The 21528-nt window shown below is 64.4% G+C and carries 22 protein-coding genes; 8 read left to right on the top strand and 14 right to left on the bottom strand.

Annotated elements, in window-relative coordinates; genetic code table 11:
* Positions 1-14: 14 nt before the first annotated feature.
* Positions 15-2255 (bottom strand): beta-galactosidase trimerization domain-containing protein, encoded by a 2241-nt coding sequence (locus tag LZC94_36760; GenBank protein ID WXB13382.1) that lies wholly within the window; start codon positions 2253-2255, stop codon positions 15-17.
* A 113-nt stretch (positions 2256-2368) separates the two neighbouring features.
* Positions 2369-3589, bottom strand: coding sequence for a hypothetical protein (locus LZC94_36755; GenBank protein ID WXB13381.1), 1221 nt, complete (start codon positions 3587-3589; stop codon positions 2369-2371).
* 73 nt (positions 3590-3662) lie between these two features.
* Here LZC94_36755 and LZC94_36750 point away from each other — a divergent pair, with 73 nt between their 5' ends.
* Positions 3663-3923, top strand: coding sequence for a hypothetical protein (locus tag LZC94_36750; GenBank protein WXB13380.1), 261 nt, complete (start codon positions 3663-3665; stop codon positions 3921-3923).
* 375 nt (positions 3924-4298) lie between these two features.
* Positions 4299-5213, top strand: a complete 915-nt coding sequence (locus tag LZC94_36745) for an esterase family protein (protein WXB13379.1) — start codon at positions 4299-4301, stop codon at positions 5211-5213.
* Between the two features lie 9 nt (positions 5214-5222).
* Here the strand turns inward: LZC94_36745 and lepB are convergent, their stop codons facing one another.
* Both lepB and LZC94_36735 read right to left on the bottom strand, forming a co-directional pair.
* A complete protein-coding gene (gene lepB / locus LZC94_36740) occupies positions 5223-5828 on the bottom strand; it encodes a signal peptidase I (GenBank protein WXB13378.1) in 606 nt (201 codons plus the stop codon).
* 1140 nt (positions 5829-6968) lie between these two features.
* Positions 6969-8411, bottom strand: a complete 1443-nt coding sequence (locus tag LZC94_36735; GenBank protein WXB13377.1) for an AgmX/PglI C-terminal domain-containing protein — start codon at positions 8409-8411, stop codon at positions 6969-6971.
* A 147-nt stretch (positions 8412-8558) separates the two neighbouring features.
* Between LZC94_36735 and LZC94_36730 the strand changes: the two genes are divergently transcribed.
* Genes LZC94_36730 through LZC94_36715 form a run of 4 tightly spaced genes read left to right on the top strand, consistent with a single transcriptional unit; the run spans position 8559 to position 11738 of the window.
* On the top strand, positions 8559-9359 hold the full coding sequence (locus tag LZC94_36730; protein ID WXB13376.1) for an aminotransferase class IV: 801 nt from the start codon (positions 8559-8561) through the stop codon (positions 9357-9359).
* A gap of 57 nt (positions 9360-9416) precedes the next feature.
* A complete protein-coding gene (locus LZC94_36725) occupies positions 9417-10202 on the top strand; it encodes an alpha/beta hydrolase (GenBank protein WXB13375.1) in 786 nt (261 codons plus the stop codon).
* Between the two features lie 53 nt (positions 10203-10255).
* Positions 10256-10813: a hypothetical protein gene (locus LZC94_36720; protein WXB13374.1), complete on the top strand. Its 558-nt coding sequence runs from the start codon at positions 10256-10258 to the stop codon at positions 10811-10813.
* Between the two features lie 40 nt (positions 10814-10853).
* Entirely contained in the window at positions 10854-11738 is an 885-nt protein-coding gene (locus LZC94_36715) for a hypothetical protein (protein WXB13373.1), read from the top strand.
* 78 nt (positions 11739-11816) lie between these two features.
* Here the strand turns inward: LZC94_36715 and LZC94_36710 are convergent, their stop codons facing one another.
* Entirely contained in the window at positions 11817-12587 is a 771-nt protein-coding gene (locus tag LZC94_36710; protein WXB13372.1) for an HpcH/HpaI aldolase/citrate lyase family protein, read from the bottom strand.
* A gap of 56 nt (positions 12588-12643) precedes the next feature.
* On the opposite strand from LZC94_36710, the gene LZC94_36705 reads away from it, so the two are divergent.
* Positions 12644-14386 (top strand): serine/threonine protein kinase, encoded by a 1743-nt coding sequence (locus LZC94_36705; GenBank protein WXB13371.1) that lies wholly within the window; start codon positions 12644-12646, stop codon positions 14384-14386.
* A 249-nt stretch (positions 14387-14635) separates the two neighbouring features.
* On the opposite strand, the gene LZC94_36700 is transcribed toward LZC94_36705, so the two are convergent.
* Positions 14636-15322: a hypothetical protein gene (locus tag LZC94_36700; GenBank protein WXB13370.1), complete on the bottom strand. Its 687-nt coding sequence runs from the start codon at positions 15320-15322 to the stop codon at positions 14636-14638.
* Between LZC94_36700 and LZC94_36695 the strand changes: the two genes are divergently transcribed.
* The gene (locus tag LZC94_36695; GenBank protein WXB13369.1) at positions 15317-15538 is read left to right on the top strand and encodes a hypothetical protein; all 222 of its coding nucleotides are present in this window, start codon (positions 15317-15319) and stop codon (positions 15536-15538) included. The two genes, LZC94_36700 and LZC94_36695, sit on opposite strands and share 6 nt — an antisense overlap.
* 4 nt (positions 15539-15542) lie before the next feature.
* Here the strand turns inward: LZC94_36695 and LZC94_36690 are convergent, their stop codons facing one another.
* From LZC94_36690 to LZC94_36655, 8 genes are all read right to left on the bottom strand, one after another.
* Positions 15543-16097 (bottom strand): hypothetical protein, encoded by a 555-nt coding sequence (locus LZC94_36690; GenBank protein ID WXB13368.1) that lies wholly within the window; start codon positions 16095-16097, stop codon positions 15543-15545.
* A complete protein-coding gene (locus LZC94_36685; protein WXB13367.1) occupies positions 16094-17560 on the bottom strand; it encodes a hypothetical protein in 1467 nt (488 codons plus the stop codon). Before LZC94_36685 ends, LZC94_36690 begins: the two co-directional genes overlap by 4 nt.
* 5 nt (positions 17561-17565) lie before the next feature.
* Entirely contained in the window at positions 17566-18063 is a 498-nt protein-coding gene (locus tag LZC94_36680) for a hypothetical protein (protein ID WXB13366.1), read from the bottom strand.
* Positions 18060-18614: an A24 family peptidase gene (locus tag LZC94_36675; GenBank protein WXB13365.1), complete on the bottom strand. Its 555-nt coding sequence runs from the start codon at positions 18612-18614 to the stop codon at positions 18060-18062. Before LZC94_36675 ends, LZC94_36680 begins: the two co-directional genes overlap by 4 nt.
* A gap of 32 nt (positions 18615-18646) precedes the next feature.
* Positions 18647-19129 (bottom strand): hypothetical protein, encoded by a 483-nt coding sequence (locus LZC94_36670; protein WXB20381.1) that lies wholly within the window; start codon positions 19127-19129, stop codon positions 18647-18649.
* 42 nt (positions 19130-19171) lie between these two features.
* The gene (locus LZC94_36665) at positions 19172-19471 is read right to left on the bottom strand and encodes a hypothetical protein (GenBank protein WXB13364.1); all 300 of its coding nucleotides are present in this window, start codon (positions 19469-19471) and stop codon (positions 19172-19174) included.
* A gap of 43 nt (positions 19472-19514) precedes the next feature.
* A complete protein-coding gene (locus tag LZC94_36660; GenBank protein ID WXB13363.1) occupies positions 19515-19721 on the bottom strand; it encodes a hypothetical protein in 207 nt (68 codons plus the stop codon).
* Between the two features lie 309 nt (positions 19722-20030).
* Positions 20031-21407 (bottom strand): sigma 54-interacting transcriptional regulator, encoded by a 1377-nt coding sequence (locus tag LZC94_36655; protein WXB13362.1) that lies wholly within the window; start codon positions 21405-21407, stop codon positions 20031-20033.
* Between the last annotated feature and the right edge of the window lie 121 nt (positions 21408-21528).

The following is a 21528-nucleotide window of genomic DNA, read 5'->3' as shown; positions in this document are numbered from 1 at the left end:
GCGGCGCCTCGGGATCATGCGAGCTCGATGCGCACCAGGGCGAGCGCGCGCACCGTCAGGTCGAACGACACCAGGCCCTTGTCGCGCGTAAACGGGAGGTCGCGATCGCTCGCGCCCGCCGTGGGCTCCGAGAATTGCACGCGAACGGGGGTCTTTCCCTCCTCGGGGATCGAGACGCGGAAGGTGGTGTCTTGCTGCGCATATTGCGCGGCGCCGCCGCCCCGTGTGCCGAGGCCGTACATGCTCGCGCACACCAGCACGACGCCGTTCGGGGCGCGCCGGAGGTCCATCAGCACCTCCTTCGGCGCGGTGCTCGTCACGCGCGCGCCGGCTTTCTCCGCGGTTTGAATGTACTGGGCCAGCATGGCCGGCTCGGTCGTTTGAAGGTACGCCTGGCCCGCGCGGATGGCCGTGTAGGCGACGGTGCCGCGTCCCTTGGCGCGCACGATGAACGAGCCGCTGGTGTTGGCCATGTCGGCGTTGGTGATGCCGATCGCGCGAAGGAAGGACGCGTCGGTTCGCGCGGTGCCGTGCTCGTCGTAGTAGCCGCCCTCTTGGCCCGTGACGATGACGGTCCCGCCTTGGGTGACGTATGCGTCGAGCATTTGAATGGTCGCTGCCGAGAGCGACGCGGGGCTGGGGATCGCCAAAAGCTTGTAGGATGCAAGCATTTCCGGGGTCGCGGCGGCGATGGGCAGCGCGTCGAAGGGGACGTGCGCGTGGATGAGCGCCTTGCACGTGCCCCGGTAGTCCGCGAGGTATTCCATCTTCAGCGCGGAGTCCTGCTTTTCGGCCGACCACCAGAGATCGTCGGCCTCGTAGAAGGAGGCGTAGAGCCCCACGCCCGAGTTGCGATCGAGGAAATCGCGGCTGGCGGGGGAGAAGAGCACCGCCGCGCGGTTGGCGCCGGGCAAGCTGTAAAGGTCCTTCTGCGCGTCCATCCACCGGTACATGCGTTTGCGGTACGCATTTCCCACAGTGGTGCACATGAGCGGGATCTTCGTCTCGTAGGGGTTGTTGCGGGTGGCGATGGCGAGCGCCATGACCCGCTCCGCGTCGTCCTCCTCGCGGCCGTAGGTGAAGATCCACGACGGTTGGCCGAACGACGAGCCGCTGCCGTGCCGCATCATGACGGCCATGCAAATCCAGTCGTCGGCGGTGCCGCCGCGCATGGCGCTCCCATCGCTCACCGCGTCGACCTCCCAGACGCGGACCAGCTCCCCGGCGTGCGCGAAGGCTCCGTCCAGTCCCTGGATGGTCCCCCCGTTGTAGTCCATGGTGACCGTCTCGATGATGGCCTCGGCGCTGGCCTTCACCGATTTGACGGCGCGCAGAATGGCCTGCTCGAAATCGAAAATGAGCTGGTGGCGCCAGAGCACCCAGCGGCGGAAGACGGGATCGTCCCAATTGACTTGGCCCGGTAGCACCATGCCGGTGTCGTTTTTGAACTTGGTGCGGCAAGCCTCGTTGGTGCACGGCCAAACGCCCTCGATGTCCGACAAAAGAGGCACGTCGCCCCAAACGCCATCGAGCCGGGTGGCGGTGAGGCGCCGGATGCGATCGAGGTAGTAGTCGAGATAGCCCGTCAGAGGGCACGTCCAGGCGCTCTCGACCCCCGGATCGACCCAGAACACGCGCCCGCCGCCGCCGACGAACATATTGGGCTTTCCGTCGATGCCGATTTGCAGCCAGTCCGGGTGCTCTTTGCTCAGCACGTGCGGGGCGGTGGCCGCCTCCGCGCTCAGCACCTCGAGTGTCGGATAATATGCGACGCACCGCATGCCGCGCAGGTGGGAGCCGTAGGCCACCAGATCGAGCACGGCCAGCTGCTCGTCGAACTCGGAGTTGGTCAAATAGGCCGAAAGATCGCAGTCGGCCTCGACCACGTTGACCCCCGAATCGGCGAGGATATCGAGCTGCTCTCCGAGCTCGTGGGGTCTGGCGTCGATCATCACCTCGAACCCCGCGGTGCGTGCGTCGCGCACCCAGTGCTCGGGCGGGGCCTTGGGCGGACCGTCGGGCTCGATGCCGCCGGCCGCCGAGCCTTTGGGGAGGCATCCCGCGAGGCCCGCGCCGCTCAGGCTCCCCAGGCCGAGCGGGGCGGCGCCCATGGTGAGCGCCGCGGCGCCCATGCGCAAAAAATCACGGCGGGCCATGCCGCGCTCGAACGGCGGCGCGGGCGCGGGGGACTGTCCATCGGAGGGGATCCAGAGCGAGCGGGGGCGGCGAAGCTTACGGCGTCGAAGCAGCGACATCGAGCTCTCAGCTTAGGGGAACCGCCGGCCTGGCGCGGTTTTTTTGTAGCTGAACGGATTTTGGCCGGGCGGGGGGCACGACTTGGCCGCGCACCGGCCATTGTGCACGGCCGCTACAGCGTATTGAGGAACGCCAAGACGTCCTGGCGGTCCTGGGTGCTCAGCCTCGTGAAGGCGTCGCGCGCCTCCCGGCCTTGGCCGAGGTGATTCACGATCGCCTGCTCCACGGTGAAGGCGCTGCCGTCGTGGAGGAAGCTCTTGATCGCGCGCAGCCCCCACAAGGGCGCGGTGCGCATGAGGGTCCCCGTTGCGCCGTCCTGTGTGATGCCGTCGCCCATCGTGCCCATATCGTGGAGCAGGAAATCCGAATAGGGGTGGAAGGTGACGCGGTCGAGCGCGCGGGATGGATTCGGTCCGGTGGTGAGGTTGGCCACGTGGCAGGTCTGACAGCCGATGTTGTTGAACAGCGTTCGTCCGCGGGTCGATCGCGCATCGAGCGGAAGAGCCGGTGGTGGGGCGAGGAAGGTCATGAAATCTTCGAAGAGCTGCACGTCTTCTCCGAGCTCGTCGTTGATGCCGGGGGTGGGGTTGCAGCGCGCGAGGGCGGCGCAATCGCCCTGAGGGCAATTGTCGGTCGGGAATTCGGGGCTGGTGATGCCCATTTCATTCACGTAAGCGTCGCCGGAGAATTGATGCAGATTCGGGACATGGTCCTTCCAGCCGAACCGGCCCACCGCCAGCCGATTGTTTCGGATGTCGCGCACCATGTTGAGGACTCCAGCCTGCCTCGGGGAGTTCGCCGCCTGGGAGTCCCGGAGCGCGATCAACGTGCTCTCGGGCAACGCGTCCACGAGCCCGAACCCGAACAGCGGCGTCGTTCGTCGTTTGGCGACGATGGTGGAACCAGCTGGGATCTGTTCGTTTCGGAAAGTACAATCTCCCGCTTGGCCGATACCGTTCGATTGGATCAGCGAGCCGCCCGCTCGTGCGAGTGGGTCGAATTTGCCATTCACAATCGTTCCAACTCGTTGTTCCAGAATGGTGGATCCGCCGCCGATGGCCGGATCGGTGTGGCACTGGCCGCACCCCGTATCGTTGAATACGGGGCCCAGGCCGTCGGCCGGTTCTTCGGTCGCCGAAAATTCTTCGAGACCGGCTCGGAATCGCGCTAATTCACTTTCGCTCAAACCAGGTAACGGATCGCCGAATACCAACGCCGTCGCCGTCGATTGCGCGGTGTCTTTCATAATTTCGGATTCACCGTTGGCGATGCAACTCATTCCCGTTGCCGTCGCACCGATGCAAAGAATCGGTACGACCGACTTTGTCCACATGACTGACCTCCTTTGGAGACTCCCGCGCCGTCGTCCCTTCGGTCGGCACGCGCGGCGTACCATGACGCCGTGCATGAGGGCACTCTCGCATTCGTCCGCTCGCGACGATCACCGTCGCGGCAACTCAATTTCCGTCGCGCGCGGGAGCGCGACGAGCAACTGCACGATGCACTGGGCGTGCCGCGGCCGCCGTTGGTGTCATTCGGTCTCTGATGCCATTCCGCGAACGGCACACACGTTTACCCTGATCGCCGCGATCCTGAACGCCGTGATCGACGAGATCGTGCTCAACCAACTTGGCAGGATAGATATCCGCGGTATCTTTCGCTCGTGAGGGGCATATCGCGCAGATGATCGGTCGGATCACGGGTGCCGCGCTCCGTGCATATCGCACCATTTGTCTTATCACTGGTCTGGTTCCGGACCGCGCGCCGCCTTCCTCGTTTGTGCGGGATTTATTGTGGATTCGTGAGTCTTAACGATTTTTAAACTCGAGATATCGAAGCTCACCTGTGTGGAGGGAATCCCCAACATGAAACCAATACCGTGGTTTGCACGATTCATACCGCTTCCTTTTTATCTTTTCTGTATGTCGTGTTTGATAGGTTGTGCAGACGCATCGCTTTCGACCGCAGATTTGGCCGCAGATTCGACCGAAGAGTCGTCGGATTTTGTGAGCGCATCGTCGACGATGTCGGTGGAATCAGGCTTGTCCCATGAAGCGTATGCTGGCGCAGACGAGGGCGAAGAGGCGTTTCCGCCTGCCGTGGTCGACGAGCAGCCCATCGCGCCGCGCATCGTCGATTTGACGATCGATTCTCGGGCTCTGCGCGCTCGGACCAAGGTGCGGTTGATTCTGCCGAAACGCTTTTATGCGGATGCGCGCCGGCGGTGGCCGGTGCTCTACTTACTTTACGGATGTTGTGACGACTACACGGCATGGACCCGTGAAACCGACATTGCCGCGCTCACCGCGAACACGGACGTGTTGGTGGTGATGCCGGAGGCCGATCGCGTGGGCTGGTATTCGAACTGGTGGAACCATGGTCGCGGTGGACCGCCGGGATGGGAGACCTTTCACCTCACCGAGGTGCGATCCATTCTGGAGCGTTCGTATCGGGCCAGCGGTCGCCGCGCGATTGCCGGATTATCCATGGGCGGTTTTGGTGCGCTCTCGTATGTAGCCCGACATCCCGGTATGTTCAGCGCCGCCGCTTCGTTCAGCGGTGTGATCGATACGCGTTTTCGCGATACGCCCAAGTTGCTGCAGGAGCTGGTGGCCGCCCACGGTCGCGATCCTTTGGCGCTTTGGGGCGATCCCAAGAAGCAAGAGTGGATCTGGCGCGTGCACAACCCGGCCGACCTGGCTTTTTTGCTGCTCGGCACCCCGCTCTACATTTCGTGCGGCAATGGGAAGGCCGGGCCCCTGGATCCGCCCGGCCAGCCGGACGATCCAAACGAGGTGCGTTGGAACGCCATGAACGTGGAGTTTGCAAAAAAGCTGCGGTTCCTCGGCGCCAATGTGCGGGTCAACCTCTACGGGCCGGGTACCCACACATGGCCCTACTGGCAGCGTGAAATGCACATCGCGTTTCCGATGCTGATGCGTGCGATTGGCGCGTAGCCCGATCGATCAGAGCGGGTTCCAGCCGAGCGCGCCCTTGCGCGAGAAGACGGCCATGGCGCGTCCGAGCACCATGTCGCGGGCGACGAAGCCGAAGTCACGGCCATCGTGGCTGTCGCCGCGGTTGTCGCCCATCACCAAGAGCTGCCCGGCCGGGACCTCCGTTTCGGGCAGCTCGGTGCCGCCGAGCGAGCCAAGCGCGTGCACCCGGCCATCGAGCGACTCGGCGATCTGGCCGCCATCGCCCACCGTGGTGGGCTGCACCACGCCGTTGATGGTGAGCAGCCCCTCGTGAACGCCGACCCGGTCGCCGCCCACGGCCACCACCCGTTTGAGCAGCACGATGCCGCTCTCGGGCGACTCGAGCACCACCACATCGCCGCGGGCGGGGGCGTGGAAGGTGATCATTTGCACATGGGTGAGCGGGACGCGTAAGCCGTAGGCGAGCTTGGAGACGACGATGCGGTCGCCCGGGTGCACGGTGGGCTCCATGGATCCGGAGGGCACTCGGTAGTGATCGGCGAAGGAAGATCGCGCAACGAAGACGATGGCGGTCGTCGCGAGCACCGACACGAGCTCGCGGGGGATGCGTGAGGGGGAGCGTAGAAGCCGCATGGCCGCATCAACAGCCGATTCGCGCGATTCATTCCCGCGCCGAAGCGCACGCGATGCGGGGCTCTTTCCCGGCGAAGTCGCCCGGCATACGTTGGGCCGCCTCGGTCTGTTCTTGGTTACCAGCACACCGGGGGGTTACGGGTGGATACGCGCGAGCAATTCACGAGTAGCTCGCGCGTCTCATTCGCCTCAGGCGACTCGTTCGTCCAGCGTGATTCGCTCGCCTCGCGCGACTCGTTCGTCCGGCGTGATTCGCTCGCCTCGTGTGACTCGTTCGCCCGGCGTGATTCGCTCGCCTCGTGTGACTCGTTCGCCCGGCGTGATTCGCTCGCCTCGCGTGACTCGTTCGCCCGGCGTGATTCGTTCGCCTCGCGTGATAACGCACCAAGCCCCGCCCGAGGCACGGCGCTGATGATCCCGTTGTTCCAGCGCGCTCATTCTAGTTTTGTGCGTGCGCATTAGGAACCGTTAGGTTCCATTTGCTCGGGTTAGGAACCGTTCGATTCCATTCGTTCGCGTCGTTCGCGGTTAGGAACCGTTGAGATCCGTTCGTTCGCGTCGTTCGCGGTTAGGAACTGTTGAGATCCGTTCGTTCGGATTAGGAACTGTTTGATTCCATTCGTTCGGGTTAGGAACCGTTCGATTCCATTCGTTCGGGTTAGGAACCGTTGGGATCCGTTCGTTCGGGTTAGGAACCGTTGGGATCCGTTCGTTCGGGGTGAGGAACGTTGAGATCCATTCGTTCGGGATAGCGACCGTTGGGATCCGTTCGTTCGGGGTTAGGAACCGTTCGGTTTCATACGTTCGGAGTGAGGAACGTTGAGATCCATTCGTTCGTGATAGGAACCGTTCGGTTTCATTCGCTCGGGTTAGGAACCGTTGGGATCCGTTCGTTCGGGATGAGGAACGTTGAGATCCATTTGTTCGGGATAGGAACCGTTCGATTCCATTCGTTCGGGGTTAGGAACCGTTGGGATCCGTTCGTTCGGGGTGAGGAACGTTGAGATCCCTTCGTTCGGGATAGGAACCGCTCGGTTCCATTCGTTCGTGATAGGAACCGTTCGATTCCATTCGTTCGGGATAGGAACCGCTCGGTTCCATTCATTTTCGTTAGAAACCGTTAGTTGTCGCCGGAACGCGTTAGTTCTCGGCGGGGCTGAAAATGAGCGGGTAGGTTACGCGCACGGTGCCGCCCTCGGGGCTGGGAAAGGCGAGGGCGTAGAAGCTCTGGACCACGCAGCTGCGCACGCGCTCATCGGGTAGATCACTCCCGCCATCTTGCGCCAAGGAAACGGCGCCGTTCCGGTCGATGACGAACTTCACGCGCACGTGACCGTTGAGCGATGGGTTGTCCCGTAGCCCATGCTCGTAGCAAAGACGGTAGCGGCCCGCGTTTTGACGGACGATGCGCTGAATGACCTCCGGCGGAATGCGCCCCATGGCCTCGAAGCCGCACGCTTGATCGCCGCAGGTGCGGATGCGCGGCGGCTTGGGAACGTGGGCGCCGAGAATCGGTGAGCTCCCGATGCCGCGCCCATCGCCTCCCGGTCCCCGCCCGCAGTTGGGCCCCACGCAGTGTCCAAGGTGATCGTCGAGCTGGTGCCCGAGCTGACCGATGTCGCCCACCCCGATGCCCTGACCGCAATGGACCGAGCCGGCGGGGCATCCACCCTCGCCGGTGCCCGACAGCCCGAGCCCCCCGATGCCACCGTTGTCGCCCGGATCGTTGCCCCACATCGCGCCGAGGTGGCTCTCACGGTCGGCGCCGCGAAGGTTTTCGCCCCAGGGCACCACCGGCGCGTTGGGATCGGACAGCGACGATGTCGCCAGTATCCCGAGGAGGCCGAAATCACGCACCTGCGCGAGCTCCATCGCGTGAGCCTCCCGCGAGAGCGTCGCCTCGTGCGGCTTGGCGTCGCCTCGCGCGCTCCAGTACCCGTGGGTGGTCGGCGCGTTGACGCGGCCCATGATGCCCGACTCGTTCAGCGCCTGTTTGCCGGAGGCGTCCGACTCGGCGGGGCCGCCCGCGGGGCCCGCGCTCTCCTGCTGCGCGTCGCGCTCGCGTTCGGCCGCGCTGAGCAAGTATTTTTGCATCGTGTAGATTCGGTCGCGCACGATGGCTTCATCGTCGTCGGCCCCCAGCGACGGAAGGAACATGGCGAGCGAGCCGACGAGCATGGCGTGCACGGCCAGCGACGTCCCCACGCTCCCGAGCGCGCTCTCTTTCAGCGCCGCCCACCACGCAAAGGGCACGTGCCGTCCAGCGGGAACGAGCCGCAGGCGGATGCGAAACGGACCGAGCTCGATGAGCAGCGGTGCATCGCGCCCGAGCGCCGCGCTGCCGGCGGCGAGCAACTCGACGCGATCGCTGCCCACGTGTGGAGGGGGGAGCTGCGAGGTGGGCACGCAAAATGTGCAATCTGCACGTTCTCCGATGGACACCCCAGCGCCCGCGGGGAGATGGCGCACCTCGAGGACGTCGTCTCCCCACGAGAGCGTGGCCTCGATTTGGTCCAGGTCGTCGCGTTCGAGCGAAGCGAAGAACTCGGCGTCGTTATTCGAGTGAATCATGGCCGTCGTCATCACGCACCTATCCTCTGCACAGCGCACCGGCGTGCTCGCGCACCCTCGTGTTCGGGCGCTCGTAGGGTGAGACAGACGGGGCGGGCAAAGGTTCCGCGCGATCGAAAAAAAAGAACGAGGCCGCCGGCGGCGTACTAGGAGTTGGGCATGGACCGTTACGAGCTCAATGGCGTTCCCGTGGGACTGAACGACATGCCCATCGTGTCGCGGATTGCCTATGGTCATTTTTCGACGATGCAGGTCCGCGGTGGCGCCGTACGCGGCTTGGGGTTGCACCTCGAGCGGCTTCGAACGAGCAGCCGCGACCTCTTCGGCACCGAGGTCGATCCCGCGACCGTCCGCGCCTACCTTCGCCATGCCCTCGAGGGGGTGGACGCGGCTTCCGCTCGGATCAACGTGTTCCCCCGCACCATGGATTGGATGGCGCGCTCCCGCGACCCCATTCCGCTCGACCTGCTCGTGACCGTCTCCTCGCCGCGGATGCCCCCATCCGGCGCGCCGCGCGTGAAGTCGGTTCGCTTCGAGCGTTCGTTGCCGCACATCAAGCACATTGGCATTGGGCTGGCGCTCCTGGAGCACGGCCGCCCGGCCATGGCGGCCGGTTGGGACGATGTTCTCTTCGTGGATGGAGAAGGCCGGATTGAGGAGGGCTCCGTCTGGAATGTCGGCTTCTTCGATGGCTCGCGCGTCGTCTGGCCGAGCGCGCCGGCGCTCCCCGGCATCACCTTGCAGCTCGTTCAGAAGGGGCTCGAGGCCAAAGGGATCCCCTCCGAAACGCGCGAGGTGCGGCTCGAGGCGCTTTCATCGTTTCGCGCGGCGTTTCTGACCAGCACTGTTTCGATCGCGCAATCCATCGGATGCATCGACGATACGGTGTTTGCCTCGGATGGGGAGCTCATCGCCCAACTGGTCGCATGTTACGAATCGAATCCTCTGGAGCCGGTGTAGTTCTTCGATGATGGAGCGCGGCGATGGCGCGATGCGGTACCATGTCCATACTCCACCATGACGCACGCATCGGATCTCCACGTCGAGCGAATTGGTTCCGGACCTCCTCTCCTCTTGATTCACGGCATCGGCAGCCGCGCCGGCGTATGGAAGCCGGTGGTCGCGCGGCTGGCCCGCGAGCGCGAGGTGTTTGCCATCGATCTCCCCGGTTTTGCGAGCTCGCCGCCGCTCCCAGCGGGAACGAGCTCGAACGTGCACACGTTGACCGACGCGGTCGAAGCCTGGATTCGAAAGACGGGGCTCGATCGCCCGCGCGTCGCCGGTAACTCGCTCGGCGGCGCCATCTCGCTGGAGCTCGCGCGCCGCAACGCCGTGCACTCGGCGGCGGCGCTCTCCCCGGCGGGCTTCTGGATCCCCATCGAGCGCAAATATGCGCAGTCCGTACTTCGGAGCGCGCGCTCCATCGGCCGGCGTGTTCGTCCATTTGCACCGCGCCTGGCGCGATCGAGGACCTTGCGCAGCTTGCTCGCGGGCCCGTTCTTCGCGCGCCCATCGAGGCTCGACGTCGACGACGTGCTCCTCGACTTGACCGCGCTGCTCGACGCGCCGGCGTTCGATGAAACGTTGGACTCGGCTCAATTGTACCGCTTCGCCCGCGGCGAAGAGATCCACGTGCCGGTGACGATCGCATGGGGAACGCGCGACCTCCTCCTTCTGCCGCAGCAAGCTTGGCGCGCGAAGCGTCTTCTTCCCAATGCACGGCACGTTCCGCTGCACGGATGCGGTCACGTGCCGATGGCCGACGATCCGGAGGCGGTGGCCAACGTCCTTCTTCTTCACTAGCTCAGGTATACGGACTTGCAGGCAGCCCCCCGAAAACGGGATAACATCGCATCATGCGACGTTCGATAGGACACCGGAAGAAGGCGGTCTTCGTAGTTCTCACGGCAGCTCTTTTCGGGCTCGGCTCCCTCACCGCGCTCGGATCGTCGGGTTGCAAAAAAGAAACACGCTGGGATCAAGCGGCGGCGACCACCACCTCCGAGGCGAGGGCCGCGGCCCGTGAGGAGGCCGGCCTCCCGCCCGCGCCCGAGGTGAAGCAGACCAAAGGCGCGGCGTTCAATACGCTCTTTCCTGGGGATGGAACCGACGGCTACAAGCGGGTCTTCACCCAGGAGAAAGAAGGCTTCGCCGAGGCCAAGCTCCAGAAAGACGGCAAGGACGTCGCCACCTTGAGCCTCTCCGATTCCGTGAACGACGACCAGGCCAAGGGCAAATTCGAAAAGGCCACGGAAAAGGTAGACGCTTATCCCCTCATCACCGTGGGAAAGAACCAATCGGCGCTCCTGGTCAACGGGCGCTATCAAGTCAAAGTGTCGAGCCAGACCCTCGATGCCACTGCGCGCAAGTCGCTTTTGTCGAAGTTCGATTTGGGCGGCATCGCCCGGCTCTGAACCGTCTCGTCATTGCCACCAACCTCGGGAGAAATACGTCATGAGCAAACCTCTTCACGAACTGCTCCAGGAATTGCCGACGACGAACGTCACCACCACCGTGCTCAAAGCGCTCGACTACCTCGTTCCGGGAGAGTGGCAGAACATCACCAGCATCGAAGAGATGATCAAGAGCGTCACGGGCGAGGACGATCAGGCGCTCGTGCAACAAATCGGCGATCGCGCCATCATGCTCTACAACGACTCCGCGCAGGGCTACCAGCGCGCCGTCTCCATCTACCAGCTCGTCGATCACGTGGGCGCCGCGGCCGGCGCGGCCTCGCTCGGCCACAAGCTCGGTGAATCCTTCAAAATCCTAGGCTTCCTCGAGAAGATCACGCCCAAGCCCGACACCGCCCAGGCCATCGACGCCGCCGTCAAGTTCGTGGCCGAAATGGCCGCGTTCTGTTACTCGAGCGGCATCCCCGGCGACAGCGTCGGCGACTTCGCCGCCTCCCTCGTCAACGCCGCCAAGGAAGATGCAATTCGCTTCGCCGCGTGGATTTCCTTCGACTGCGTCATCCCGCTGGGGCCCGACTTCATGAGCACCCTGCTCGGCAAGGTCAGCGAATTGAGCGAGGGCGAGCTCGGACAAAACAGCCGCTTCTCGAAAATCGCCGAATACCTCCCCGGCGGCATCTCCGAGAAAAAGGCGCTCGTCACCTCCACCTTGGAGGCCTCCCGCGGACAAATCGAGCGCTTCGTGGCCGACAAAGGCATCTCGCGCGAGAGCCTGATCGACCGCATCAAAGGCTATGTCGACGTGGCCGAGGCCAAGCTCGATACGGTGGCGGCCGTGCTGGACATCACCACGAACTACTTCGAGCACACCGGCATTCAATCCGTGTCGCGCCGGCTGGTCTCACGCGCCTACGGTGAAATTTGATGAGCTGAGCCGGGGGTTGGAGGGCGGTTCGGGCCGGAGCATCCGAGGTGGTGCCTTCCGGCCCGAACGCGAAAGGAGTCACGCTTTGCGGTGTCGAAACGACGCGGCGAGGGCTTCGCTTTGGCGTGCCAGAATTCCGACATCGCTCCCGACGGCCACGAAGGTGAAGCCTGCATCGAGGTAACGGTTTGCGTCATTTTCGTTCGGGGCCAGGATGCCCATGGCCTTGCCGGCCGCAATCCCGCGCCGGGCACCGGTAGCGATGAGCTCTTGGACGGCGGGAGCGGCCGGATTGGCGATGTGTCCGAGATCGGCGGAGAGATCGTACGGGCCGATGAAGATGCCATCGATGCCGGGCGTTGTGGCGATGGCCTCGATATGGGAAATGGCTTCGGCGGTCTCCGCCTGCACCAGCACACAGATGTCATCGGCGGCGCGCTGCACGTAGTCGGGGGTGCGGCCAAATCGATTGGCGCGATTTGCCAGCGAGAGACCGCGGATACCGGCGGGTGGGTAGCGGGTGGCCGAGACGATGGCGGCGGCCATGGCTGCGTTTTGCACCATGGGCACCAAGATTGAGCGCGCGCCGGCGTCCAAGTAACGCTTGATGGCGACGGGATCGGCGATGGGAATGCGGACCACTGGCTCGACGGAATAGGGCGCCATCGCCTGGAGTTGATGAACGACATCGGGGAGCTCGTTTGGCCCGTGCTCAGAATCGATCACGATCCAGTCGAAGCCTGCGCCGGCAATGACCTCGGCGACGAGGTGGCTGCACAAGCTGCTCCACAGGCCAATCTGCGGGCGGCGCTCTCGGAGGGCAATCTTGAAGCGGTTCGTAGTGTCCACACACCGAGCATGCCCGTGGTAACCTCGTTCGGCAACATGCAGCGCGAGGTGCGGCATTGACGGCAGCGGTGCAGTCCTTCGAGCCCGGCACCATCCTTTTGGGACGGTACCGCGTGGAAAAAATCGTGGGCCGCGGCGGCATGGGCGTGGTGCTCGCAGCATGGGACACCGAGCTCTTGCATCACGTCGCCATCAAGGTGCTCGTCGGCTTGGCGTTCGCCGACAGCGAGCCGGTCGAGCGCTTCATGCGCGAAGCGCGCATCACCGTCAAGCTCACGAGCGATCACGTCGTCCGCGTGATCAACGCGGGCACCTTGGAGTCGGGCGCACCCTACATCGTGATGGACCTGCTAGAGGGCCACGATTTGGGCGGCACCCATCACCCGCTCGCGCCCGCCGTCGCCGTCGACTACGTGCTGCAGGCCATCGACGCCGTGGCCGAGGCGCACGCGCAAGGCATCATCCACCGCGATCTCAAGCCGTCGAACTTGTTTCTCGCCACGCGCACGGGCGCATCGCCCATCATCAAGGTGCTCGATTTCGGCATCTCCAAGGCGTCGCCGCTCGAGGGCGATCCTTCGCTCACGGGGACCACCTCGATCATGGGCTCCCCGCGCTACATGTCCCCCGAGCAATTCCGCTCGGCCAAGCTGGTCGACGAGCGCACCGACGTGTGGGCCCTCGGCGCCATCGCATACCACTTGATGAGCGGCGCTCCTCCCTTCGAGGGCAGCTCCGTGGGCGAGGTATTCGAGGCCGTCTCGACGCGCGAGCCCATTCCTCTTCGCGGGCGGCGTCCCGAGGTGCCGATGGGGCTCGAGCACGTCATTGCGCGCTGCTTGCAGAAAAATCCGAAAGAGCGATTTCAAACGGTCGCCGATCTTGCGCAAGCGCTGGGCCCATTCGGCACCGGTGAGTGGCAACGCTGCGTGGTGCGCGCGATGAAGCTGCTCGAAGGGAAATCGACGCAGAACTTGCATGCGGTGTGGATGATGCCGACCGAGACGGCTATCGCGCCGCCCGCGCCGAGCGCCGTGCCGCCTGCGCCGGAGCCGCCTTGGCGTTCGAAGCGGTGGCTTGCCTTGGGGTTTGCGGGGTTGTTCGCGTTGCTCCTGTCGGCCACGGCGCTCGGGGCATTCTTGGCAATCGCGTGGACGAAGCGGCATCCGCCGGCCGCCCCGGCGGGAATGACGGATCCTGTCGGGGCCGTGACGGGCGGGCCGGTCTTGTCGTCGGCGGCCGTGGATAGTGGTGTGGCGGCGGCGGATCTTGCGGATGCGGGCGTGGAGGATGCTGGGGCGGCGGATGCGGCATCGATCGTTGCGGTGGGCGTTTCTCTGACGCCGGGCGTGGCGCCGTCTTCATCGGCGACGGTGCAAACGGGGCGGGGGACGGGGATCTCTCCGGTCGCATCGAGCTCGTCGGGCGCATCGAATTCGACAAACGGGTCGAACGCATCGAACGGGTCGAAGCGACGTGTGCTCACGGATTTTCAACGGAGTCGGCTGCTTGGCCATTATTCGACCTTCGACGGCGCCAGCGGCTTCGTGCTCGATCGGCTCGAAGATCCGTGGAGGGCGAAGCTCGACGGAGAGTCGAGCGTGAAAATCCTGAAATCCCGTCCGGGATCGTACGGCACCATGGAGTACGTAAACGCAAACGGCGAAAAGGCGAACGGGGAGAACGACTTTTGGATTCGCGTTCAGAAGGACACGGGTGAAGTCCTGCTGTTCGACGGGCCGAAACAGTTCGAAGGCGTAAAGGTCGTCCGCGACGCGGACGCGCGTCCGCTGCGGTAAAGAACGGCGTCGTGCTTCTTGCGCGGCGGTTGGTTTCCCGCTGGCGGCAAATATGGTCGATATTGACCATTGTCACGAACGCGTGCCGCCAAGGCTGGCAGCACGCGACGCGACGTACTTTCTGTTCGAAGCCGCAGCCGCCCGACGCACCTCGACCAACTTACGCGACCGCGAGCAACCATTAGGCACGAAGTGCGTCTCTCGAGACCCATCCTGCCGCAAACTGGCGACTGTGTGCAGTCGCTTTCGTCAGTGCAGGCCCCCCGGCAACTCTCCCGACGCCTTCGACGTCGCACCGCCCGCGGTACCATCCACCGAAAACGTAACGGTCGTCGCTTCGCCGACCCGATTGAACGACGCGATCACCTGCGTGCCGCCCCGTCGATACGAGCGCGCATCGGCGAACGCGCCCGCCACGGCGGACGAAGAGACCCAGCCCTGCGCGACCATGTCCGCATCTTGCGCCGCGACGGTGTCCGGAAGTGCCGTGCGCGCCTCGTAAATTCGTACGCCATACGGCTCGCCGTCGAGCGAAGCGGAGAACACACGCCTCGAGCCGCGCGGACGCGGAATGCCCGGAAGGTCGTCGCCTGGCGCATCGCCTTCATCCGGAAAGAGCGACTCGAACGGCGTCGATGACTCGGTCGCAATCGTGAACACGCTCGTACCTGCGCTGCCCGCATCTTTCACGAGCGTATAGCGCACCAAGGTACCCGACCCCCCGTTCCGCGGATGCTTCTCCCGAAACGTGCACAGCATGGCGCTCGCCCCTTGCCCATGCTCGGTGTCGACCCGCTCGAGCCCAATCGCCTCCGGAGCTACGGCCAACCCGTCCGCCGCCGCCCCCGGCTCGCCCGTGCCGAGCATCGTACCCGGCGACGAGCTCTCACACTCCCCACGAATTTGCGCGAGCGCATCGGCGATAGACCCGTGCATCGCACTCGTACGAAAGAAGACGCGCTCGCCGTTGATGCGCACGTGGTGCGCCGTTTTCACCTGCCGGGCAACGGACGCCAGCTCGGCCTGGAGCGCCTCGAAGCGGGCGAGCACCGCTTTCGCTTCCCGCCGCTCCCGCATCGCATGCCCGGCGAGGGGAACTGCACACGCCACCACGACGAGACCGCCGAGGAGCTCGCCCCGAAAACGCGATAGCACATTACGGATTGGGCCCATATCCGCGGATGGTGGTGCCGAAAATAGATGTGCGGTACAAGTTGATGCTCGGAAGGGGTGAGTCCTTGGGGCGCTCCAGGCACGCCATCGAGCGATCCCCGGTAAACGTATGTGTCCCTTGGCCTACCAGCCGGTGCGGCGTGACCCCGCCCACCGACGACGTGGCGAAGGCCCCCGTGAACGGCTCGAGGTAAATGGGAAATGTCTTCTCCGAACCGATTCCCATTCCGGCGATCAGCGAGACGATCTGCGACGCCGGGAGCTTCCCATTGGGGCGCACCGACAAATTGCTCTGCAAGTTCTGCACGGCAGAGGACGGATTCGCCGAGCCCTGGCAGTAGTTCATCGCGCTCTGCACCGACGACTGTTGCACGGCGTCTTCCGCCCCGCGGCGCGCGGAGGTGGCGTCGCCGACGTACTTTTCGCCGAGGACCAGGACCGCGAACCAGGCCATGACGGCGGCCGCCTCGACCGTCATCGAGACATGGGAGAAGCCGCGCTGCCTCGCCCTTCGTGCGTATTTGCGTACGATGCTCATTGTCCACCCTTGTCGCGGCACGCGACCATGGCGTATTTCCAGGCTGCGACGAATGGCTGTTGATCGTGCTGCACGCTCGCGAACTCGCTCCCCGCACCATCGGGGAAATACCACTTTGCGCACGATTGGTACTCGTGGCGCTGGTGCATGCTCGACGACTTCGACGCTTGGCCGAAGCTCACTAGGCTGCGGACCGCGTCCGAGATGTTGGCGATCGTCTTGTTCACCTCGGCCGAGGAGAACGTGGACGCGCGCATGCTGTCGGCGTGGTTCCAGTCGGAGTCGGTGGGGGCGTGCGTGGCGCCGCCCAAGCTCGATTCGCTGAAGTTTGCAGGTAATCCGGCCTTGTGCAGGTAGTCCGTCGTGTTCGACTCCAGCTTGTCGCTCTCGCACTTCTCGCGATCGAAGCTGCACGTGGTGATCGACGCGCTCACGCACTTGGCGTACGGCTGCACGTCGCTGGAGAAGACGGGGCTGCTCGGAGACTCGTCCTTCTTCGACTCTTCGTTCCTCTTCACGCCGCGTCCGGAGCCGCGGTCACCGAGATACGTCCGGTTATCGTAGCCGCCGTTCTCGGAGGCGAACTGCATGTGCGCGTGTTGAATCTGCGCCTGCATGCGCTCTTGGATCTCGTTGCACTGCTTCTGCGTGTCTTTGCTGATGCTCGGGATCTGCGGCAGCTTGATGTTCTCCGAGTTGGATCCGGACCCGGACCCGGACCCGCCTAGAGACGCCAACGACTGCCCTTCCTTCATGGCGCCGCAGATGACCTTCGGCAACGTCGCCACCAGCGTGCGCGGCAGCTCCTGAAGCAAATTCTCCATCAAGATGGGGAACGCGTGGCCCGGCATTTCGGTCGGGAGCGCGTCTTTCTGCGCGAGCGTGCACGATACGGGGGTGTTGTCCGTGCCCCAGATGTTGCCGCTCGTCGATGGATCTTCGGCGCGCAAACTTACGTTGCGATCGGTGGTCGTGGAGCGGACCTGTTCCATCGCGTCGAGCGACGTCACTTTGTCGATGGTGGTCGTCAGCTTGCCGAGCGCGCCCCAGAGGAACTCCTGCTTGGCGCGCACCCAGACGAGCTTCGCCAGCGCGCGCGGCTTGTTCGCCATGTACTCGGAGCAGATCTTCCGCATGTGCGAGTTGTGCCACTGCGGGCAGGCGATGGCCGCGTTCACGTCCATGGTGATGTTGTCGGCCTCCACCGCGAAGCGCGGGCCCATGATGGACGCCGAGATGACGTTGTTGTTCGAGTTGGAGTTGGAGGCGCGCGCGTGGTCTGCGCCGAGCTTGGACGCCGCGTAGTTGGCGTGGCCGACTTGGGTCTCGTAGTAGAAGGTGAGGTATGCCTCGGTGCCGCGGAAGGAGCCGAGCCCGATGGTCAGCGCGCCCATGAAGAGCTGCGAGAACGTGAGCGTCATGGTTCCTTCGGTGCTTCGCGCGAGGCGATGAAACCAGCTCATGGCACTTATGCTCCATCCTTCATGTCGCAACCCATGGCGACCGTCGTTTGCTTGCCTTCGAAGGTGACGTGCTTCGGTGAGCCGCTGCACATGAGCTGTGCGGCAAAGGGCAGCTCGCACGGGAATTCGCAGCGGATCTTGACGTCGATTTCGCGGGCGCCGGGGGTGCTCGAGCCTTTGGGGGTCGCCTCCACATTGCATACTTGGCTGCCTTTGGAGACCAGGCCCAGCACCGGATCGACGCTGGAGCGGATGGCGTCGGCGCGGCCGCCGGTGAACGAGCCTTGGGGAGCGCCGCCGAAGTCTCGGGCGTCGGCGCACATGACCTTGGATGCGGTGTCGGCAGCGATGGCGGTGGCGTGATCCACCATGTCGCGCTGGACGTAGTTGCGCGAGAGCTGCACGTTCATGAGAAAGACGCCGAAGACGACGAACCAGGTGGGCGCAGCCGAGAACATGTTGGAGACGCCGCTGCCGCGCGTATCGGAGAGGAACCGCCTCATGGCCACACCTTGTTGTGAACGATGGCGACTGCGAGCCCCGCGAGGATGGCCGGCCCCAAGACGACGGGGGGCATCTTGCGGACTTTTTGGTAGGGGAGACGGTCTTCGCGCCTTCGAAAGACGTTGCCGAGCCAGGTGAAGAAGTTGCCCAAGCGGTCGTGGAAGGCGCCGCTCCATATGATGCGCCAGGGGAGCACCACCGCGAAGAGGATCGCGAAGGCGAAGCCCTCCGCGAAGAAGCCGAAGACGGGGCCGCAGAGGGCTCCGATGGCGGCGAGGAGTTTTACGTCCCCGCCGCCCATTTCGTTGCGCGCATAGCTCACCACGGGAATGATGCTGCAGACTGCGATCCCTGCGAGCGATGCTCCGAGTCCGCGGATGGATCCGGCGATTCCGTTGTCGACGTATCCGACCGCGGCATGCAGCACGAGCCCCAAGACGACCCCCCCGAGTGTGAGGAAGTTGGGAATTTTTCGCGAGATGAAATCCCAAATTGCTGCCGCCGATGCGATGGCAAGGCAGATCCAAATCGCCGTACTCCCGACGTCCATGGGGCTCTCCGTTACGACCGAGTAAAAGTGTGTTATCGAAACAAACTCGTTTGCTGCGGGTCGACACTTTGCTGCATCTGACCGAGGCCTTGGGAGCTGCCGGTGAGGTTGAGCTTCCCCCCTCCAGAGGAACCTCCACCACCACCGCCGCCCCCCGAGCCCACTGAAACACCGCCCGAGCCCACCGACCCGCTCACCCCCCCCGGGCCGGAGACGTTCACGCCGTCTTTACCGACGTTGACGGTCCATCCGGAGCCGCCGCCGCCGGCTCCGCTTCCTCCGCTGGAGCCCCCATTGGCTCCTTTCTCCAGCACGTCCACTTGGTTTTTGAAGGTCCGTGCGGCGCTGTCCGAGGACTGAAACAGCGAGGGTACGGTGAGCCCCACCATGGCTGCTCCGGCGGCGGTGAGCAGCATGTACGTGGTGAGATCGCTGTTGCCGCGCCGGTCTGCGAAGAGCCTTCGGACCTGCGCCCACGAGATACGAACCGCGTGGCGGATTGCAAATGCTCTCATGGTCTTTCCTTTCTCTTCGCGCGCCCTAGGCGCATGCAGGCTTTAGGGGCCTTTTCCGGAGCCGCTGGAGAACGGCGCCTGCACGGTGCCGGAGCCGGTGTGCGAGGCGCCGGTGGCGTTGTTGATTTGCTCGCTCGTGTGATCGCTCGAGCTGTTCGCGTTGTTGGCGACCGACGTTACGCCCGCCGCTGCCGCGGTGATCGCCGTCGCCGCCAAGACGACCTTGGCCGCCGACGAGATGTGAACCGTCTTGTCCGCGTAGCTCATGTCGCCGCGGTCGTCGCGCACCAGGTTCGTAGCGAACTGCCCAATTTGACGAATGCGAACTGCGATAGCGTTCATGTCGATCCCTTCCTTCTTTTTTATTACAATGTTGCACAAACGATCAGCGATGTTGCTCGAGCAATGTCTTTTGCGCGGAGTCCATTTGCCCCGCAATGCGCTGCCCGGCAGCTCGCGCCGCGAGCGACAGCGGATATACGAAGCAGCCGAGAAGCGCCGCGATGGAGAGCACTTGCTCGAGCGGCGTGAAGCCGCCGGCACGAGCGCGCTTTCGCGCGCGGGGCCGAGCGAATCGAGTCGCGGTGACCACGCCCGCTACTACTTCACGCTTCGTGCCACGGCCCCAAAGCGCCGCGAGGGAGACGATGCACCGCTGAAAACCACAAGACGACAGGGAGACTGGAAGAACGACGTACGCCCCGGCGGCACTCTTCTGTTCCTCCGGAACCAGGTGTTCCGGTCGCGGAACGATGGCTTCCGCCTGCCTCTTCCTGGTTCCTTCCCTGGATCTTTGGCGATCCTTCGGGGCGCTCTATCTCTTGGAGATCGCGCGCAGATCTCTTGGCGATCTCCAGGAGCTCTCCAGAAGACGAGGGACTTCCAGGGTCCTCCCTGGTCCTTATGCCGGCCGGACGCGCGCGCGAATCATGCGGAGATAGCGCTCGCCGATGCCCGATGCGGCCGCGGCGCGGGCGGAGTCGCCCCCATGCAGCTTCAGCAAATGGACGACATAGCGCCGCTCGAACTCGCGCAGCACCTGCTCGCGCGCCTCGGCCAAGGGCAGGTTCAATCCGACGACGTTCTCGATGAAATCGCGAGGCATGGCCGCCTCGCCGCCTTCTTCGGAGGCCTCCGGCGCGGCTTGGCGGAAAAGCTCGGAGTACGAATCGGCGAGCTCCCCGAGCGCGACCAACCGCGCCACCGTATTGGCTAGCTCACGCACATTGCCCGGCCACGAATGGCTCAACAATCGATCGAGCAAATGGACGGGGAATGATTTGTCGCGCCCGCCATAAAGCTCCCAGAAGTGACGCGCCAAGGGCTCGATGTCGTCGCGACGATCGCGCAGCGGGGGAAGGGCGATGCGGGCCACGGCAAGGCGGAAAAAGAGGTCGTCGCGGAAGCGGCCGGCCTGCACCTCCTTATCGAGGTCACGGCGCGTTGCGGCGATCAATCGAACATCGACCTTGACCCATCGCGCCCCGCCCAGCCTTCGGATTTCGGACTTTTGAATGGCGCGCAGAAGCTTGGATTGCAGCGACTTTTCCAGATCGCCAATCTCGTCGATGAGCAACGTTCCGCCGTGCGCCTCCTCGAAGACTCCCGGTCGTGCGGTAGCCGCGCCGGTGAAGGCGCCTTTTTCGTGGCCGAAGAGGGCCGATTCCAGCAAGGAGGCGGGCACCGCGGTGCAGTCGAAGACCACGAAAGGCCCTGACGCACGACGGCTCGCCGCGTGCAGTGCCTCGGCCATGACCTCTTTTCCAGTCCCTGTTTCTCCCTCGATCACGAGCGGCACATCCGACTCTGCCAGCCTGCGGCAAAGCGGATAAAGCCGGCGCATCGCCAGGCTGGCGCCGAGCACGGGGCCAAAGCTGGTGTCCGGCGACACGGGGATCGGCTTGGCCTTGACCTCGACATCGACGCGCGCGACCGTCGACCCGATCTGGATTTCCTCGCCCCCACAGAGGAGCGCTTCGCCAACGCGGGTGGCGTTGACGAAGGTGCCGTTCTTCGAGCTGAGATCGCGGACGCGCAGGTAGGCGTCGTACACGTCCAGGCTTACATGGCGCCGGGAAACCTCGGGATCGCGCAGCCGGACCGAACAGACTTCACTGGTTCCGAGGAGGACCGGACATGCCGCGGCCCCGTCGACCACCAGCACGACCCCCGCGTCGGGGCCGCGTAAAAACGTCAGTTGAAACGATGTCGTTGTAGTATTTCGCTTGGGGCGGAGGACTGTCTCTTCGGACAACGACGGGTGCACAGGCGACTGCATCGGGGCGACCTCGCTGGGATTCGCGGAGAGAGGTGTTCCACGGAACTATCGCATCCATCGCGCCCCCCGCAAAGCAACGTTGTTCGATGTTCATCCCGGGCACCGCGCAATTGATGCGCGA

This window comes from Sorangiineae bacterium MSr11954 (assembly GCA_037157815.1).
Taxonomy (GTDB): Bacteria; Myxococcota_A; Polyangia; order Polyangiales; family Polyangiaceae; genus Pendulispora; species Pendulispora albinea.
This window is presented reverse-complemented; position numbering and strand designations above follow the sequence as displayed.